Annotated in this window: 13 protein-coding genes; 8 read left to right on the forward strand and 5 right to left on the reverse strand. The window is 67.4% G+C overall.

Features of this window, described 5'->3' with window-relative positions; genetic code table 11:
- Positions 1-3: 3 nt before the first annotated feature.
- The 5 genes from CupriaWKF_RS02220 to CupriaWKF_RS02240 all read right to left on the reverse strand — a co-directional run bounded on the left by CupriaWKF_RS02220 (position 4) and on the right by CupriaWKF_RS02240 (position 5,956).
- A complete protein-coding gene (locus tag CupriaWKF_RS02220) occupies positions 4-1,230 on the reverse strand; it encodes a VWA domain-containing protein (protein WP_276099420.1) in 1,227 nt (408 codons plus the stop codon).
- Between the two features lie 3 nt (positions 1,231-1,233).
- A complete protein-coding gene (locus tag CupriaWKF_RS02225; protein WP_276099421.1) occupies positions 1,234-2,130 on the reverse strand; it encodes a MoxR family ATPase in 897 nt (298 codons plus the stop codon).
- A gap of 103 nt (positions 2,131-2,233) precedes the next feature.
- Positions 2,234-3,028 carry a xanthine dehydrogenase family protein subunit M gene (locus CupriaWKF_RS02230; protein ID WP_276099422.1) on the reverse strand — a complete coding sequence of 265 codons (795 nt, stop codon included), beginning with the start codon at positions 3,026-3,028 and terminating at the stop codon, positions 2,234-2,236.
- A gap of 30 nt (positions 3,029-3,058) precedes the next feature.
- On the reverse strand, positions 3,059-5,443 hold the full coding sequence (locus tag CupriaWKF_RS02235; protein ID WP_276099423.1) for a xanthine dehydrogenase family protein molybdopterin-binding subunit: 2,385 nt from the start codon (positions 5,441-5,443) through the stop codon (positions 3,059-3,061).
- Positions 5,444-5,455: 12 nt separating this feature from the next.
- The gene (locus tag CupriaWKF_RS02240; protein ID WP_276099424.1) at positions 5,456-5,956 is read right to left on the reverse strand and encodes a (2Fe-2S)-binding protein; all 501 of its coding nucleotides are present in this window, start codon (positions 5,954-5,956) and stop codon (positions 5,456-5,458) included.
- Here CupriaWKF_RS02240 and CupriaWKF_RS02245 point away from each other — a divergent pair.
- From CupriaWKF_RS02245 to CupriaWKF_RS02280, 8 genes are all read left to right on the forward strand, one after another.
- A complete protein-coding gene (locus tag CupriaWKF_RS02245; RefSeq protein ID WP_276099425.1) occupies positions 5,955-6,155 on the forward strand; it encodes a hypothetical protein in 201 nt (66 codons plus the stop codon). The two genes, CupriaWKF_RS02240 and CupriaWKF_RS02245, sit on opposite strands and share 2 nt — an antisense overlap.
- 112 nt (positions 6,156-6,267) lie before the next feature.
- The gene (locus tag CupriaWKF_RS02250) at positions 6,268-6,846 is read left to right on the forward strand and encodes a YqaA family protein (protein WP_276100640.1); all 579 of its coding nucleotides are present in this window, start codon (positions 6,268-6,270) and stop codon (positions 6,844-6,846) included.
- A 159-nt stretch (positions 6,847-7,005) separates the two neighbouring features.
- Positions 7,006-10,980, forward strand: coding sequence for an FAD/FMN-binding oxidoreductase (locus CupriaWKF_RS02255; RefSeq protein WP_276099426.1), 3,975 nt, complete (start codon positions 7,006-7,008; stop codon positions 10,978-10,980).
- Positions 10,977-11,411, forward strand: coding sequence for an HIT family protein (locus tag CupriaWKF_RS02260; protein WP_276099427.1), 435 nt, complete (start codon positions 10,977-10,979; stop codon positions 11,409-11,411). Before CupriaWKF_RS02255 ends, CupriaWKF_RS02260 begins: the two co-directional genes overlap by 4 nt.
- Positions 11,412-11,576: 165 nt before the next feature.
- Positions 11,577-13,442, forward strand: a complete 1,866-nt coding sequence (locus CupriaWKF_RS02265; RefSeq protein ID WP_276099428.1) for an ABC transporter ATP-binding protein/permease — start codon at positions 11,577-11,579, stop codon at positions 13,440-13,442.
- 52 nt (positions 13,443-13,494) lie between these two features.
- Entirely contained in the window at positions 13,495-13,911 is a 417-nt protein-coding gene (locus tag CupriaWKF_RS02270; protein WP_276099429.1) for a DUF971 domain-containing protein, read from the forward strand.
- 21 nt (positions 13,912-13,932) lie between these two features.
- On the forward strand, positions 13,933-14,664 hold the full coding sequence (gene ubiE / locus CupriaWKF_RS02275; protein WP_276099430.1) for a bifunctional demethylmenaquinone methyltransferase/2-methoxy-6-polyprenyl-1,4-benzoquinol methylase UbiE: 732 nt from the start codon (positions 13,933-13,935) through the stop codon (positions 14,662-14,664).
- Positions 14,665-14,735: 71 nt separating this feature from the next.
- Positions 14,736-15,713, forward strand: coding sequence for a Tim44-like domain-containing protein (locus tag CupriaWKF_RS02280; RefSeq protein ID WP_276099431.1), 978 nt, complete (start codon positions 14,736-14,738; stop codon positions 15,711-15,713).
- Positions 15,714-15,873: the final 160 nt, after the last annotated feature.

Below are 15,873 nucleotides of genomic sequence, written 5' to 3' on the forward strand. Positions count from 1 at the left end.
GATTTATTTCATAGGTGAAGCGAAAGCCGCGCCGGCGCCCGGTTCGGACAGCAGGGTCTGCAGCGCGAGCAGGCTGTCGAGATTGTGCGCCGGGCGCAGCGCGTCCACATGCGGCAGGATGGCCTGCACGCCGCGCGCCTGCGGTGCGAAGCCCGGGTAGCGCAGCAGCGGGTTGAGCCAGATGATGCGGTGCGCGAAGCGCCGCAGCCGTGCCATCTCCTGGCTCAGCAGGTCGATGTGCTCGTGGTCCAGGCCGTCGGTGACGAGCAGCACCGTGGCGCGTCCCGACAGCGTGCGGCGTGCCCACTGGCGGTTGAAGCTTGCGAGCGCCTCGCCAATGCGCGTGCCGCCGGCCCAGTCGCGCACCTGGCCGGTGATGACGGCCACGGCCTCGTCGGGGTCGCGTTCGCGCAGGGCGCGCGTGATGTTGGTGAGCCGCGTGCCGAACAGGAACACCGACAGCCGCTCGCGCGAGAGCGTCAGCGCATGGCAGAAGTACAGCACCGCGCGCGAGTACTGGCTCATCGAGCCCGAGATGTCGAGCAGCAACACCACCGGCGGCTTGCGCTCGGCGTGGCGGCGGTATTTCCAGCGCAGCCACTCGCCGTGCTGGCGCACCGCCAGGCGCGCGCTCGCGCGCAGGTCGGCGCGGGTGCCATTGTTGGCCGGACGCAGCCGGCGCGTGCGTTCCATGGCCAGGTGGGCGCGGCGCTTGCGCACCACGTGCTGCAGCGCGCGCCATTCCTGCGCGGTCAGCGTCTCGAAGTCGCGCTGGGCCAGGCGTTCCTGGTCCGAGAACGTCAGGGGCACCGCGAGCCGTTCGGCTTCGGTCTGCTGCGGGCGCGCGGGCAGGTCGGGCTGGCGTGCCGCCAGTGCGTCGGCAAGGCGGTTGCTGCGGCGCGGCGGCGGCGCGCCGGCATCGACGCGCGGCAGCAGCATCGCGCGCAGCTTGCCTTCCCAGTCGGGGTCGCGCCAGAACAGGTCGAAGGCGGCATTGAACAGCGGCCGCTGGTCAGGGCCTGACAGCACCAGTGCGGCCAGCGCCGCACGGACGTCATCGCGCTGGCCGATATCCACGAATTGCAGCGCCTCGAGCGCGTCGACCGAATGCGCGGGCGACAGCGCGAAGCCGCCGTCGTGCAGCAGGCGCATGAAATGCGTGACGTTGCGCGCCAGCACCGGCAGGGCGGGGCCGTGCTTGCCGGCGCGGGCGGGATGCAGCGTGGCCATGGCTCAGGTCGCGGCAGACGTGCCCGCGAGCAGTTCGGCCACGGTGGGGCCATCGGCGCGGGCCAGGTCATCCTGGTACTTGAGCAGCACGCCGAGCGTGTCGCGCACGGACTGCGGGTCGAGTTCGGTCACGCCCAGCGCGGACAGCGCGCGGCACCAGTCGATGGCTTCGGCGATGCCGGGCGCCTTGAACAGGTCGATGCCGCGCAGCCGGTGGATGAAATCGACGGCCTGCGCCTGCAGCCGCGCTGCGGCTTCCGGCGCGCGCGCGGCGACGATCTGCAGTTCGCGCTCGCGTTGCGGATAGCCCATCCACTGGTACAGGCAGCGGCGTTTGAGCGCGTCGTGGACCTCGCGCGTGCGGTTGGAGGTGACGATGATCAGCGGCGGCCGCTCGGCGCGGATCACGCCGATTTCAGGGATCGATACCTGGTATTCGGACAGTATCTCCAGCAGGAACGCTTCAAACGGTTCGTCGGCGCGGTCGATCTCGTCGATCAGAAGCACGCGCGGCGCGCCGGGGGCGGCGGGGTCGGGCAGCAGGGCTTCGAGCAGCGGGCGCTTGAGCAGGTAATCGTCGTGATAGAGCGACTGCGCTTCGGGGCGCTCGCCGCGCGCTTCGGCTACGCGCAGGGCCATGATCTGGCGCGGGTAGTCCCACTCGTACAGGGCGCTGGCGGCGTCCAGGCCTTCGTAGCATTGCAGGCGCAGCAGGCGGGTGCCCATGACTTCGGCCATGGCCTGCGCCAGGGCGGTCTTGCCGACGCCCGGTTCGCCTTCGAGGAACAGCGGGCGCTGCATGCGCAGGGCCAGGTACAGCACGGTCGCGGTTTCGCGGTCCGCGAAGTACTGGTGGGATGCCAGCTGTGCGAGGGTTTCGTCGATGGAGGTGGGGAGCATGAGGGCTGCCGGGTGCGGAGGAAGGCAATGTTTGCTCCCCTCTCCCGCTTGCGGGAGAGGGGCTGGAGGAGACTCGCTGAGAGCACCCCCAGGCCGGCAATCGCTATCCGGCCGCCTCCACCGCCCTCGCTGCCAGCACGGGGATCAAATGTGCCCGGTACTCGGCCGATGCATGCAGATCGCTGTTGAGCCGCGATGGATCGACCTTGACCGCCTTCGCCGCCGCCGGCGTGAAGCTGGCCGACAGGGCCTGTTCCAGCGGCTGGCAGCGGAACACGCTGTCGGCCGCCCCGGTGACGGCGACGCGCACGTTGCCGCCGGTGCGCGCAACCATTACGCCGACCAGCGCGAAGCGCGAGGCCGGGTTGCGGAACTTGATGTAGGCGGCCTTCTCGGGGATCGGGAAGCGCACGGCGGTGATCAGCTCGTCAGGCTCCAGCGCGGTTTCGTAGAGGCCCTTGAAGAAGTCATCGGCCGCAATGGTGCGGCGGTCGGTGACCACGGTGGCGCCCAGGCCCTGCACGGCGGCGGGGTAGCACGCGGCGGGATCGTCGTTGGCGAGCGAGCCGCCGATGGTGCCCATGGCGCGTACCTGGCGGTCGCCGATACCGTCGGCCAGCGCGGCCAGCGCGGGAATGCGCTGGCGTACATCGGCGTTGGCCGCGACGTCGGCGTGGCGCGCGGCGGCGCCGATCACCACATCGTTGCCTTCGACGCGGATGTCGGCCATGCCGGGAATGCGGGCCACGTCGATGAGCGTCGACGGCGCGGCGAGGCGCAGCTTCATCGCGGCCAGCAGGCTCTGGCCGCCGGCCAGGAACTTGGCGTCCGGATCGGCCTTGAGCTTCGCGACGGCCGCCTTGGCATCCGCTGCGCGTTCAAACTGGAATGCGTACATGTCGGTTTCCTTTACGGTTCGTCGGCGGGCTCAGGGCTTGGCGGCCTCGGCGGCCTGGATGGCCTGCCACACGCGGTGCGGCGTGGCGGGCATCTGCAGGTCCTTCACGCCGAGCGGGGACAGCGCATCGACCAGCGCGTTGATGAAAGCCGGCGGCGAGCCGATGGCGCCGGCCTCGCCGCAGCCCTTCACGCCCAGCGGGTTGTGCGTGCAGGGCGTGCCCTTGGCCGTTTCCACGGTGAAGTCGGGCAGGTCGGCCGCGCGCGGCATGGCGTAGTCCATGTAGGAGCCGGTCAGCAGCTGGCCGCTGTCGCGGTCGTAAATGCACTGCTCCAGCATGGCCTGGCCCAGGCCCTGGCCGATGCCGCCGTGTACCTGGCCTTCGACGATCATCGGGTTGATGATGTTGCCGAAGTCGTCGACCGCGGTGAACTTCACCACCTGCGATTCGCCGGTGTCCGGATCGACTTCCACCTCGCACACATAGGCACCCGAGGGATACGTGAAGTTGGTCGGATCGTAGAACGCGTTCTCGTTCAGGCCCGGCTCCAGCTTGTCGAGCGGATAGTTGTGTGGCACGTACGCGCTCAGCGCGACTTCGCCGAAGGTCTTGGTGCGGTCGGTGCCGGCCACGCGGAACAGGCCGTCGCTGAACTCGATGTCGGCATCGGACGCCTCCAGCAAGTGCGCGGCGATCTTCTTGGCCTTGGCCTCGATCTTGTCCAGCGCCTTCATGATCGCCGAGCCGCCCACCGCGAGCGAGCGCGAGCCATAGGTGCCCATGCCGAACGGCACGCGGCCGGTATCGCCGTGCACGATCTCGACCGATTCCAGCGCGATGCCGAGCCGGTCCGCCACGATCTGCGCGAAGGTGGTCTCGTGGCCCTGGCCATGGCTGTGCGAGCCGGTGAACACGGTCACCGTGCCGGTCGGGTGCACGCGGATCTCGCCGACCTCGAACAGGCCCGCGCGCGCGCCCAGTGCGCCGGCGATGTTCGACGGCGCCAGGCCGCACGCTTCGATGTAGCAGGAGTAGCCGAGGCCGCGCAGCTTGCCGCGTTGCTTCGCCTCGTTGCGACGGGCAGGAAAGCCCTTCACGTCCGCGAGTTCCTGCGCGCGTGCAAGGCAAGGTTCGTAGTCGCCGGTGTCGTAGGTCAGGCCGACTGGCGTGGCGTACGGGAACTGGCGGATGAAGTTCTTCCGGCGCAGCTCGGCAGGGTCCGTCTTCAACTCGTGCGCGGCGGCTTCCACCAGGCGCTCGACCACGTAGGTGGCCTCGGGCCGGCCGGCGCCGCGGTAGGCGTCCACTGGCGCGGTGTTGGTGAATACCGCTTTCACCTCGGCGTAGATAGCGGGCGTGGCGTATTGTCCGGCCAGCAGCGTCGCGTAGAGGATGGTGGGCACGCTGCTGGCGAAGGTCGACAGGTACGCGCCCATGTTCGCGGTGGTGTGCACGCGCATGGCCAGGAACTTGCCGTCGCTGTCGAGCGCCAGCTCGGCCCTGGTCACGTGGTCGCGCCCGTGCGCGTCGGTCAGGAACGACTCCGAACGTTCTGCGGTCCACTTGATCGGCCGGCCGACCTTTTTCGACGCCCAGGTCAGCGCCACGTCTTCCGGGTACAGGAAGATCTTGGAGCCGAAGCCGCCGCCAACGTCCGGCGCGATGATGCGCAGCCGCGATTCCGGCAGGCCCAGCACGAAGGCGCCCATCAGCAGGCGTTCCACGTGCGGGTTCTGGTTGGCCACGTAGACGGTATAGCTGTCGTCCTGGCGCGCGTAGCTGGCGTTGACCGCGCGCGGCTCGATCGCGTTCGGGATCAGCCGGTTGTTGACGATATCGAGCGTGGTCACGTGCGCCGCTTTTGCAAAGGCGGCGTCGGTAGCGGCCTTGTCGCCGTGGCCCCAGGTGTAGCAGGTATTGGCCGGCACGTCGTCATGCACGAGCGTCGAGGCGGTCGCGGCATCGGCGGCGTTGACGACGGCGGGCAGCTCTTCGTAGTCGACCTCGATCTTCTCGGCGGCATCCTTCGCCTGCATCAGCGTTTCGGCCACCACCAGCGCCACCTGGTCGCCGACATGGCGTACCTTGCCCTGCGCGATGACGGGGTGGGGCGGCTCTTTCATCGGCGAGCCGTCGATGCTGTGGATCAGCCAGCCGCAGGGCAGGCCGCCCACCTTGTCGGCGGCCATGTCGTCGCCGGTCAGCACGGCGATCACGCCGGGCGAGGCCAGCGCGGCGCTCTTGTCGATCGACCTGATGCGCGCATGCGCGTGCGGCGAGCGCAGGAAGTAGCCGTAGCTCTGCTGCGGCAGCACGATGTCGTCGGTGTACTGGCCGTTGCCGGTCAGGAAGCGGAAGTCTTCCTTGCGCTTGACCGCCGTGCCGACGAATTTTTGCGATTCGGGTGCGTTCATGGCTGGGCTCCCTTACTCTGCGCTCGCGGCGGTGCCCGCGCGCATGGCGGCCTGGCCCTGCTGCACGGCCTTGACGATGTTGTGGTAGCCCGTGCAGCGGCACAGGTTGCCTTCGAGCTGCTGGCGGATGGCGGTGGCATCGGCGTCCGGCTGGGCCTTGACCAGCGCGGTGGCCGCCATGACCATGCCCGGCGTGCAGAAACCGCATTGCAGGCCGTGGCATTCGCGGAAGGCTTCCTGCATCGGATGCAGGCCATTGCCGATCTTGTCGCCGGCCAGTCCTTCGATCGTCGTGACCTGGGCGCCATCGGCCTGCACGGCGAGGATATTGCAGGACTTGACCGCGCGTCCGTCCAGGTGGATCGTGCAGGCGCCGCACTGCGCGGTATCGCAGCCGACGTGCGTACCGGTCAGGCGCAACTGGTCGCGCAGGAACTGGACGAGGAGGGTATTGGGTTCTACCTGCGCGTCAACGGCCTTGCCATTGACCGTCAGGCGGATCGGAATCGGCATGCTTGTCTCCATGTGGGTGGACGCGCATGACCAACTCCCCGAAATCCCGAAAAAAACAGCGCGGGACTGGCCACGACGCGGTACTGCCGTTTGCTACGGCTATTTCGTGATATTGGTGCTGCCGGTGCTGCCCACGGCGACTGCCGTGCGGGAGGAAAACTCCCGGCGGCCGCGAACGTTTGGCCGCGACGGGCTCTAACAGTTAATCACAAATCGCCGGGCGCTGCCATGCGGGTTGCCCGTGCCCCGAAAGGGGGGCGGCTAGAATGGTTGACGCCACCCAGGCACTACCCGATACCCGGCATCACGACATGGAAGCCTTCTTCGACTGGCTGTTCGACATCGTCGCCCTCCCCAAGGTGGGCCTGCCCGCCATCTTCGTCGTCAGCCTGGTGTCGGCCACGCTGCTGCCGCTCGGCTCGGAACCGGCGGTGTTCGGCTATATCAAGCTCAATCCGCACATGTTCTGGCCGGCGGTGGTGGTGGCCACGCTCGGCAATACGGCCGGCGGCGCCATCGACTGGTGGCTTGGCTATGCGGCCAAGCTCGCGCTGGTGCGCTACCGCAAGCGGCGCCAGGAGCGCGAGCACGAGCAGGAACACCTCCAACATCGCAAGCACGTGCGCAAGCCCACCAAGCCGAAGCTCGATGCGCGCTATTTCCACTGGATGCGGCGGCTGGGCCCGCCCACGCTGCTGGCATCGTGGTTGCCGGCCATTGGTGATCCATTGTGCACTCTGGCGGGTTGGCTGCGACTGTCGTTCTGGCCGAGCCTGGCCTATATGGCGATCGGCAAATTCCTGCGCTATCTGGCCATGACTGCCAGCCTGCTGTGGATTCCTGACAGTTTTTGGCACAACATTGCCGAAATCTTCCGGGCGTGGTTCTGAATCCTTGTGTGGATCATGGCGCATAAAGCGGCGCTAAACCCTTGTTCCGACTCGGGTTGTGCCGTGTTGCGGTGCGGCGAAACCGCGCCATGCAGTACAATCGCCCTTTAATGAACGATCGGCGCACACCTCCAGTGCGCAGCAGGAAGCGGTCCCCCCATGAACGCCCCACTCGTGCTCGACGCCAAGCTGGCCGCGCAGGACGCCCCGCCGCGCCTGCGTGAAATTCCCTATAACTACACGTCCTTCTCGGACCGCGAGATTGTCATCCGCCTGCTGGGCGATGAGGCCTGGCGCATCCTGGACGAACTGCGCAGCGAGCGCCGTACCGGCCGTTCGGCGCGCATGCTGTACGAGGTGCTGGGCGATATCTGGGTGGTACGCCGCAACCCGTACCTGCAGGACGACCTGCTCGAGAACCCCAAGCGCCGCCAGATGCTGGTGAGCGCGCTGCACCACCGCCTGAGCGAGATCGAGAAGCGCCGTGCCGCCGACCGTGCCGAGCACGCCGAGCCTGCCGCCGAAGACCGCTCGCACCGCGTGGAGCAACTGGTCGCCTTCGCCAAGCAGGCAGTTGAGGACTTCAAGAACGAGTTCGCCGCCGCCTACGACCTGCGCAAGCGCGCGCAGCGCGTGCTGGGCCGCGTCACGCAGAAGGACAACATCAAGTTCGACGGCCTGTCGCGTGTTTCGCACGTGACCGACGCTACAGACTGGCGCGTGGAATATCCGTTCGTCGTGCTGACGCCGGACACCGAGGAAGAGATCGCCGGCCTGGTCAAGGGCTGCTTCGAGCTCGGCCTGACCATCATCCCGCGCGGGGGCGGCACCGGCTATACCGGCGGCGCCGTGCCGCTGACGCCGATGAGCGCGGTCATCAATACCGAGAAGCTGGAACAGCTCGGCCCGGTCGAGCAGACCGACATGCCGGGCGTCTCGCACAAGGTTGCCACCATCTTCTCTGGCGCCGGCGTGGTGACGCGCCGCGTGGCCGACGCCGCCGACAAGGCCGGCCTGGTGTTCGCGGTGGACCCGACCTCGATCGACGCATCGTGCATCGGCGGCAACGTCGCCATGAACGCCGGTGGCAAGAAGGCCGTGCTGTGGGGCACCGCGCTGGACAACCTGGCCTGGTGGCGCATGGTCGATCCGGAAGGCAACTGGCTGGAAGTCACGCGCCTGGACCACAACCTGGGCAAGATCCACGACGTGCCGGTCGCCACCTTCGAGCTGAAGTGGTCCGACGGCAACCGTGCGCCGGGCGAGAAGGTGCTGCGCACCGAGACGCTCGCGATCGAGGGCCGCAAGTTCCGCAAGGAAGGCCTGGGCAAGGACGTTACCGACAAGTTCCTGGCGGGCCTGCCCGGCGTGCAGAAGGAAGGCTGCGACGGCATCATCACCAGCGCGCGCTGGATCCTGCACCGCATGCCGAAGTTCATCCGTACCGTGTGCCTGGAGTTCTTCGGCCAGGCGCGCGATGCGATTCCGAGCATCGTCGAGATCAAGGACTTCCTCGACGCCGAGTCGAAAAAGCCGGGCGGCGCCATCCTTGCCGGCCTGGAGCACCTGGACGAGCGCTACCTGCGCGCGGTCGGCTACGCCACCAAGAGCAAGCGCAACGCCTTCCCGAAGATGGTGCTGATCGGCGACATCGTCGGCGACGATGAAGACGCCGTGGCGCGCGCCACTTCGGAAGTGATCCGCATGGCCAACGGCAAGAGCGGCGAAGGCTTTATCGCCGTGAGCCCCGAGGCCCGCAAGAAATTCTGGCTCGACCGTTCGCGCACCGCCGCCATCGCGCGGCATACCAACGCCTTCAAGATCAATGAAGACGTGGTGATCCCGCTGCCGCGCATGGGCGAGTACACCGACGGCATCGAGCGCATCAACATCGAACTGTCGATCAAGAACAAGCTCGCGCTGGTCGACGCGCTCGAGGCCTTCTTCGCGCGCGGCAACCTGCCGCTCGGCCGCAGCGACGACGCCAACGAGATCCCGAGCGCCGAACTGCTCGAAGACCGCGTGCAGCACGCGCTCACGCTGCTGCGCGAGATCCGCGCGCGCTGGCGCTACCTGCAGGACCGCCTCGACACGCCGCTGGCCACCGCCAAGGCGTCGCTGATCGGGCACGGCCTGGGCCTGCTCGGCCAGGCCTTCGACGCGCGCCTGGCGCAGCAGCCGGATGCCAATGTGTTCCACCTGCTGCAGGACCGCACCATCCGCGTGTCCTGGAAGGGCGAAGTGCGCGCCGAGCTGCGCAAGATCTTCAATGGCGGCGAGTTCAAGCCGATCCTCGACGAGGCGCAGGCGATCCACAAGGAGGTGTTGCGCGGCCGTGTGTTCGTGGCGCTGCACATGCACGCCGGCGACGGCAACGTGCACACCAATATCCCAGTCAACTCCGACAACTACGAGATGCTCCAGGATGCCCACCGCGCGGTGGCCCGCATCATGGACCTGGCGCGCTCGCTCGACGGCGTAATTTCCGGCGAGCACGGCATCGGCATCACCAAGCTCGAGTTCCTGACCGAGGAAGAGATCGGCGACTTCCGCGTCTACAAGCAGAAGGTCGATCCGCAGGGCCGTTTCAACAAGGGCAAGCTGCTGCCGGGCGCGGACCTGCGCAATGCATACACGCCGTCGTTCGGCCTGATGGGACATGAGTCCATCATCATGCAGCAGAGCGACATCGGCGCCATTGCCGACAGCGTCAAGGACTGCCTGCGCTGCGGCAAGTGCAAGCCGGTGTGCGCCACGCACGTGCCGCGCGCCAACCTGCTGTACAGCCCGCGCAACAAGATCCTGGCGACTTCGCTGCTGGTCGAGGCCTTCCTGTACGAGGAGCAGACCCGCCGCGGCGTGTCGATCAAGCACTGGGACGAGTTCTCGGACGTGGCCGATCACTGCACGGTGTGCCACAAGTGCGCGACGCCGTGCCCGGTGAAGATCGACTTCGGCGACGTGTCGATGAACATGCGCAACCTGCTGCGCAAGATGGGGCAGAAGAAGTTCAACCCCGGCACAGCCGCGTCGATGTTCTTCCTGAACGCCACCAGCCCGGAAACGATCAACCTGACCCGCAAGGTCATGATCGACTGGGGCTACAAGGCGCAGCGCCTGGGCAACGAGGTGCTGAAGAAGTTCGCGAAGAAGCAGACCGCGCATCCGCCCGCCACCGTGGGCAAGCCGCCGGTGCGCGAGCAGGTGATCCACTTCATCAACAAGAAGATGCCGGGCAACCTGCCCAAGAAGACCGCGCGCGCGCTGCTCGATATCGAGGACAGCGAGATCGTGCCGATCATCCGCGACCCGAAGGCGACCACGCCCGAGTCGGAGGCGGTGTTCTACTTCCCGGGCTGCGGCTCGGAGCGGCTGTTCTCGCAAGTCGGCCTGGCCACGCAGGCGATGCTGTGGCATGTGGGCGTGCAGACCGTGCTGCCGCCGGGCTACCTGTGCTGCGGCTATCCGCAGCGCGGCAACGGCCAGTACGACAAGGCCGAGAAGATGGTCACCGACAACCGCGTGCTGTTCCACCGCGTGGCCAATACGCTGAACTACCTCGACATCAAGACGGTGGTGGTCAGCTGCGGCACGTGCTACGACCAGCTCGCCGGCTATGAATTCGAGAAGATCTTCCCGGGCTGCCGCATCATCGACATCCACGAATACCTGCTGGAAAAGGGCGTGAAGCTCGAGGGCGTGACCGGTACGCGCTACATGTACCACGACCCCTGCCACACCCCGATCAAGACCATGGACCCGACCAAGCTGGTCAATGACCTGATGGGCGGCAACGCGGGCGCCGGCAAGATCGAGAAGAACGAGCGCTGCTGCGGGGAGTCCGGCACGCTGGCGGTGACCCGCCCGGATGTCTCGACCCAGATCCGCTTCCGCAAGGAAGAGGAGATGACCAAGGGCGCCGACAAGCTGCGCGCCGACGGCTTCAGCGGCGACGTCAAGATCCTGACCAGCTGCCCGTCGTGCCTGCAGGGGCTGTCGCGCTATAACGAGGATGCGTCGGTACAGGCCGACTACATCGTCGTGGAAATGGCGAAGCATCTGCTGGGCGAGAACTGGATGCCCGAGTATGTGGCCAAGGCCAACGCCGGCGGCATCGAGCGGGTGCTAGTGTGACGCGCGCACCGGGTTGCCCGCTGTGCGAAGCCGACGGCGGCGAACTCGTCTGGATGGGTGACCGCGCCCGCGTGATCCTGGTCGAGCACGACCGTTTCCCCGGCTTCTGCCGCATCGTCTGGAACGACCATGCGGCCGAGCTGACCGACCTGGACGATGGCGACCAGGCCTGGCTGATGCGTCTGGTGGCGCGCGTCGAGCGCGTGGTGCGCGAGGTCATGACGCCGGACAAGGTCAACCTGGCCGCGTTCGGCAATATGGTCCCGCACCTGCACTGGCACATCATTCCGCGCTACCGCTGGGACACGCATTTCCCCGAGGCGATCTGGGCGGCACCCCAGCGTGCTGCCGACGCGGCGCGCGTGACCGAACTGGCCAGCCGGTTGCCGGCGCTGCGTACGGCACTTTCCGTGCTGGACACCGACGCCTGAACACGGCACCTGACGGTCCGCTGCGTGAGGTAGGATGCCGGCGCGGAACCCACGCCCGCGTGGACGCGTCTGAATCCTGTTGTCGATGCGGCGGCCATCCGCGCCGCCTCTTCCCCCAAAAGAACAAGTCCGCCGCGGCTGCGCAGCGGGCGAACCGCTGCCGCTATGTCCTCGACCCCGACATCCGTCACCGTACCGGGCCCGGCCGTTCCCGCACGGGCCCTCAAGATCCAGAGCCGGCTGCGCATGGCCGCGACCTGGGCGCTGATCAAGCCCTACTGGAAGTCCGAAGACCGCAAGGCGGGGCTCGGCCTGCTGACCCTGGTGGTGGCGCTCAACCTGGGCATCGTCTATATCAACGTGCTGCTCAACGAGTGGAACCGCGTGTTCTACAACGCGCTGGAGCAGCGCGACTACGCCTCGTTCAAGGTGCTGCTGCTGCGCTTCTCGTGGATCGCGGCGTTCTTTATCGTCGCCGCGATCTCGCGCCAGTACTACACGATGATGCTGCAGATGCGCTGGCGTACCTGGATGACGGGCCGGTTCATGGGCCACTGGATGGGGCACCAGGCGTACTACCGGATCGAGCAGACGCACACCACCGACAACCCTGACCAGCGGATTTCCGACGACCTGCGCCAGTTCACCGACGGCGCGCTGTCGCTGTCGCTGGGGCTGCTCAATTCGGTGGTGACGCTGCTGTCCTTTGTCGGCATCCTGTGGACGGTCTCTGGCCCGATCAGTCTTGCGCTGGGCGGCAACGAGATCGTGATCCCGGGCTATATGGTGTGGTTCGCCGCGGGCTACGCGGTGATCGGCTCGCTGATCGCGCATATCGTCGGACGGCCGCTGATCGGCCTGAATTTCCAGCAGGAACAGTACGAGGCGGATTTCCGTTTCACGCTGGTGCGCCTGCGCGAGAACAGCGAACCCGTGGCGCTGTACCGCGGCGAACCGACCGAGCAGGCTGGCCTGCGCGCGCGCTTCGACCGCATCCGCGCAAACTGGAACCAGCTCATGCGCTATACGCGGCGGCTGACCTTCGTGAGTTCGGGTTATGCGCAGTTCGCGATCATCTTCCCGATCCTGGTGGCGGCGCCGCGCTACTTCGCCGGCAAGATGACGCTCGGCGGCCTGATGCAGACCAGCTCGGCCTTCGGCCAGGTGCAGGGCGCGCTGTCGTGGTTCGTGGACAGCTACGCCACGCTGGTGGGCTGGAAGGCCGCGGCCAACCGCCTGATCGATTTCCAGGAGGCGATCCGCGTGGCCGAGCGGCAGGACCAGGCGCATACCGGCGTGCGCGATATCGAGGTCGAGCATACCGGCGCGCCGCAGGAGGGCATCCGTGTCGAGGGCCTGGGCCTGGCGCTGCCGGTGCGCGCGCAACGCGGCGCGAGCGTCGGTCAGCGCGCGCTGGTGGCGCCGTTTTCACTGGCCATCGCGCCGGGCGAGCGCTGGCTCGTGAGCGGGCCCTCCGGCTGCGGCAAGAGCGTGCTGTTCCGCGCGCTGGCCGGAATCTGGCCGTATGGCAGCGGCACCATCACGATGCCGGCCGACGCGCGCACCCTGTTCCTGCCACAGCGCAGCTACCTGCCGATCGGCACGCTGGCCGATGCGCTCGCCTACCCGGACGCAGGCACGGCCCATGCCGCCGAGGCGCTGCAGGCCGTGCTGCGGCAGGCCCGCCTGCAGCAACTCGTGGACCAGCTCGACGTATTCGACAACTGGTCGCTGCGGCTGTCGCCCGGCGAGCAGCAGCGCCTGGCCTTTGCCCGCGCGCTGCTGCAGAAGCCCCGCTACCTGTTCCTGGACGAGGCCACCAGCGCGCTTGACGAGGAAACCGAGGGCATCATGTATCGCCTGATGGTCGAGGCGCTGCCCGACGCGGCGATCGTCAGCATCGCGCACCGCAGCACCGTCGCGGCGTTCCATGGCCGCCGCCTGCGCTATGTGCCCGATGACGGCGCCGGCACCCAAGATGGGCAAGGCGGGGGCGCTGCGGTAAGCTATCGGGTCGTATGCGAGGCGTGAGCGCGAACCGCGTCACGCCAACCCACCAGGCGCCCGCGCCGGCGCACCCACTATGGCAGGCCTCGAAAAAGATACTCCCCATCCCACCGCGCTGACGGTGCACACGCAGTCGCGCGTGCTTGAAGTCGGCTTCGACAACGGGCGCAGCTTCCGGCTGCCGTTCGAGCTGCTGCGCGTGTATTCGCCGTCGGCCGAGGTGCAGGGACACGGCCCCGGCCAGGAAGTGCTGCAGACCGGCAAGCGCGAGGTCGGCATTGCCGCGGTCGAGCCCGTGGGCAACTACGCCATCCAGATCCGCTTCAGCGACGGCCACGATACCGGCATCTATTCCTGGGAACTGCTGTACCGCCTCGGCGACCAGCAGGATGCGCTGTGGGCCGACTACCTGAAGCGCCTGGAAGCCGCCGGCGTCGATCGCGACACGCCCATGGCGGCGCCCGGCGGCCATGGCTGCGGCCATCATCACTGATCTGTACCTGGAGTCTGAGATATGAGCGAAACCCACTTCGGGTTCGAGAAGGTCGACGAAGCGGAAAAGGCCGGCAAGGTCGCCGGCGTGTTCCATTCGGTCGCCAGCAAATATGACGTGATGAACGACCTGATGTCGGGCGGCATGCACCGGCTGTGGAAGATGTTCACCATCGCCCAGGCCAATGTGCGCCCGGGCCATAAGGTCCTGGACATCGCCGGCGGTACCGGCGACCTGGCCAAGGCATTCGCGAAGCAGGCCGGCCCGACCGGCCAGGTCTGGCTGACCGACATCAACGAGTCGATGCTGCGCGTGGGGCGCGACCGCCTGCTCGACAAGGGCATCGTCACGCCGGTGGCGCTGTGCGACGCCGAGCACATCCCGTTCCCGGACAACTACTTCGACCTGGTCACGGTGGCCTTCGGCCTGCGCAACATGACCCACAAGGACGCCGCCCTGGCCGAGATGCGCCGTGTGGTGAAGCCCGGCGGCAAGGTCATGGTGCTGGAGTTCTCCAAGGTATGGAAACCGCTGGAGAAGGCCTACGATATCTATTCCTTCAAGGTGCTGCCGTGGCTCGGGCAGAAGGTGGCGGGGGATGCCCCTAGCTATCGCTATCTGGCGGAATCGATCAGAATGCATCCAGACCAGGACTCACTTGTACGCTTGATGGAACAAGTGGGGCTGGAGAATGTCGAATACTTCAATCTGACGGCCGGAGTGGTGGCGCTCCACGTCGGGCGCAAGTATTAAATCGCCATTCCTGGCTTGAATTCGGCGTTAGAGACCGGATTTAAGCGGAAACTGACAGGGGATTACTGAATATGTCATCACTTCGCGGAAAATTCCTGGTGGGGTCGCTGATTGCCGCGATCGCGCTCGGCATGGCGCTGGACGCCAATGCCAAGCGCATGGGCGGCTCGCGCAGCATCGGCAAGCAATCGTCCAACGTGACGCAGCAACGCCAGCAGGCGCCGGCACAGCAGACACCTTCGCAACAACCGGCCCAGCAACCCGCGCAGCAGGCAGCGCCGGCCACCGCCGGGGCTGCCGGCGCAGCCGCGGCCGCGGCCAAGCCCAAGCGCAACTGGGGCGGCATCCTGGGCGGTATCGCCGCCGGCCTCGGTATTGGCGCGCTGCTGTCGCACTTCGGCCTGGGCGGTGCAATGGCGGGCTTCCTGTCCAACCTGATCCTGATCGCGCTGGTCGCGTTCGTGGCGATCTGGCTGATCCGCAAGTTCCGTGGCGGCAGCCAGCGCGGCCAGCAGCCGGCCTACGCCGGCGCCGGCAGTGCGGGTGGCCTGGGCGGTAACGCCGAGCCGATGCTGCGCCAGCAGGAGCCGTACTCCCCGGCCGCCAATCCTGTGATGCCGGCCGCCGGCGCCGCCGCAGTCGCGGGCGATGCCGTGGCTCAGCAGCCCTGGGGCGTGCCCGCCGACTTCGATACCGATGCCTTCCTGCGCAACGCCAAGGTTCACTTCGTGCGCCTGCAGGCGGCCTGGGATGCCGGCAACCTCGACGATATCCGCGAGTTCACGACGCCGGAAATGTTCGCCGAGATCAAGATGGACCTGGCCGACCGTGGCACCGAGGTCAACAAGACCGATGTGGTCACGCTGGAGGCGCAGATGCTGGGCATCGAATCCTCGCCGAACCAGCACCTGGCCAGCGTGCGATTCTCGGGCATGATCCGCGAGCGCGCCGGTGAAGCGGCGCAGCCGTTTGCCGAGGTCTGGAACCTGGCCAAGCCGGTTTCCGGCTCGGGCGGCTGGCTACTGGCAGGCATCCAGCAGGAATCCTGAGTGCCGGCTATGCCCCACGGCAGTGACGCCGGCGGGGAGTAGCTTAGAATGGAGGCCCGCGCGAAAGCGCGGGCCTTTTCCGTTTGGAAGCGGTGCCTGGCCTGTGCCGCCTACCTGAGCCAGGCCTGCCCGTCCAGCCGTGCCCAGCACGCTCATTGCC

The organism is Cupriavidus sp. WKF15, from assembly GCF_029278605.1.
In the GTDB taxonomy this organism is placed as follows: domain Bacteria; phylum Pseudomonadota; class Gammaproteobacteria; order Burkholderiales; family Burkholderiaceae; genus Cupriavidus.

Excerpts from the sequence above, each read along its gene's own strand:
- CupriaWKF_RS02230 (WP_276099422.1), bottom strand. The coding sequence starts at position 3,028 with ATGTACGCATTCCAGTTTGAACGCGCAGCGGATGCCAAGGCGGCCGTC.
- CupriaWKF_RS02265 (WP_276099428.1), top strand. The coding sequence starts at position 11,577 with ATGTCCTCGACCCCGACATCCGTCACCGTACCGGGCCCGGCCGTTCCC.
- CupriaWKF_RS02270 (WP_276099429.1), top strand. The coding sequence starts at position 13,495 with ATGGCAGGCCTCGAAAAAGATACTCCCCATCCCACCGCGCTGACGGTG.
- ubiE (WP_276099430.1), top strand. The coding sequence starts at position 13,933 with ATGAGCGAAACCCACTTCGGGTTCGAGAAGGTCGACGAAGCGGAAAAG.
- CupriaWKF_RS02280 (WP_276099431.1), top strand. The coding sequence starts at position 14,736 with ATGTCATCACTTCGCGGAAAATTCCTGGTGGGGTCGCTGATTGCCGCG.
- CupriaWKF_RS02235 (WP_276099423.1), bottom strand. The coding sequence starts at position 5,443 with ATGAACGCACCCGAATCGCAAAAATTCGTCGGCACGGCGGTCAAGCGC.
- CupriaWKF_RS02220 (WP_276099420.1), bottom strand. The coding sequence starts at position 1,230 with ATGGCCACGCTGCATCCCGCCCGCGCCGGCAAGCACGGCCCCGCCCTG.
- CupriaWKF_RS02245 (WP_276099425.1), top strand. The coding sequence starts at position 5,955 with ATGCTTGTCTCCATGTGGGTGGACGCGCATGACCAACTCCCCGAAATC.
- CupriaWKF_RS02240 (WP_276099424.1), bottom strand. The coding sequence starts at position 5,956 with ATGCCGATTCCGATCCGCCTGACGGTCAATGGCAAGGCCGTTGACGCG.
- CupriaWKF_RS02250 (WP_276100640.1), top strand. The coding sequence starts at position 6,268 with ATGGAAGCCTTCTTCGACTGGCTGTTCGACATCGTCGCCCTCCCCAAG.
- CupriaWKF_RS02255 (WP_276099426.1), top strand. The coding sequence starts at position 7,006 with ATGAACGCCCCACTCGTGCTCGACGCCAAGCTGGCCGCGCAGGACGCC.
- CupriaWKF_RS02225 (WP_276099421.1), bottom strand. The coding sequence starts at position 2,130 with ATGCTCCCCACCTCCATCGACGAAACCCTCGCACAGCTGGCATCCCAC.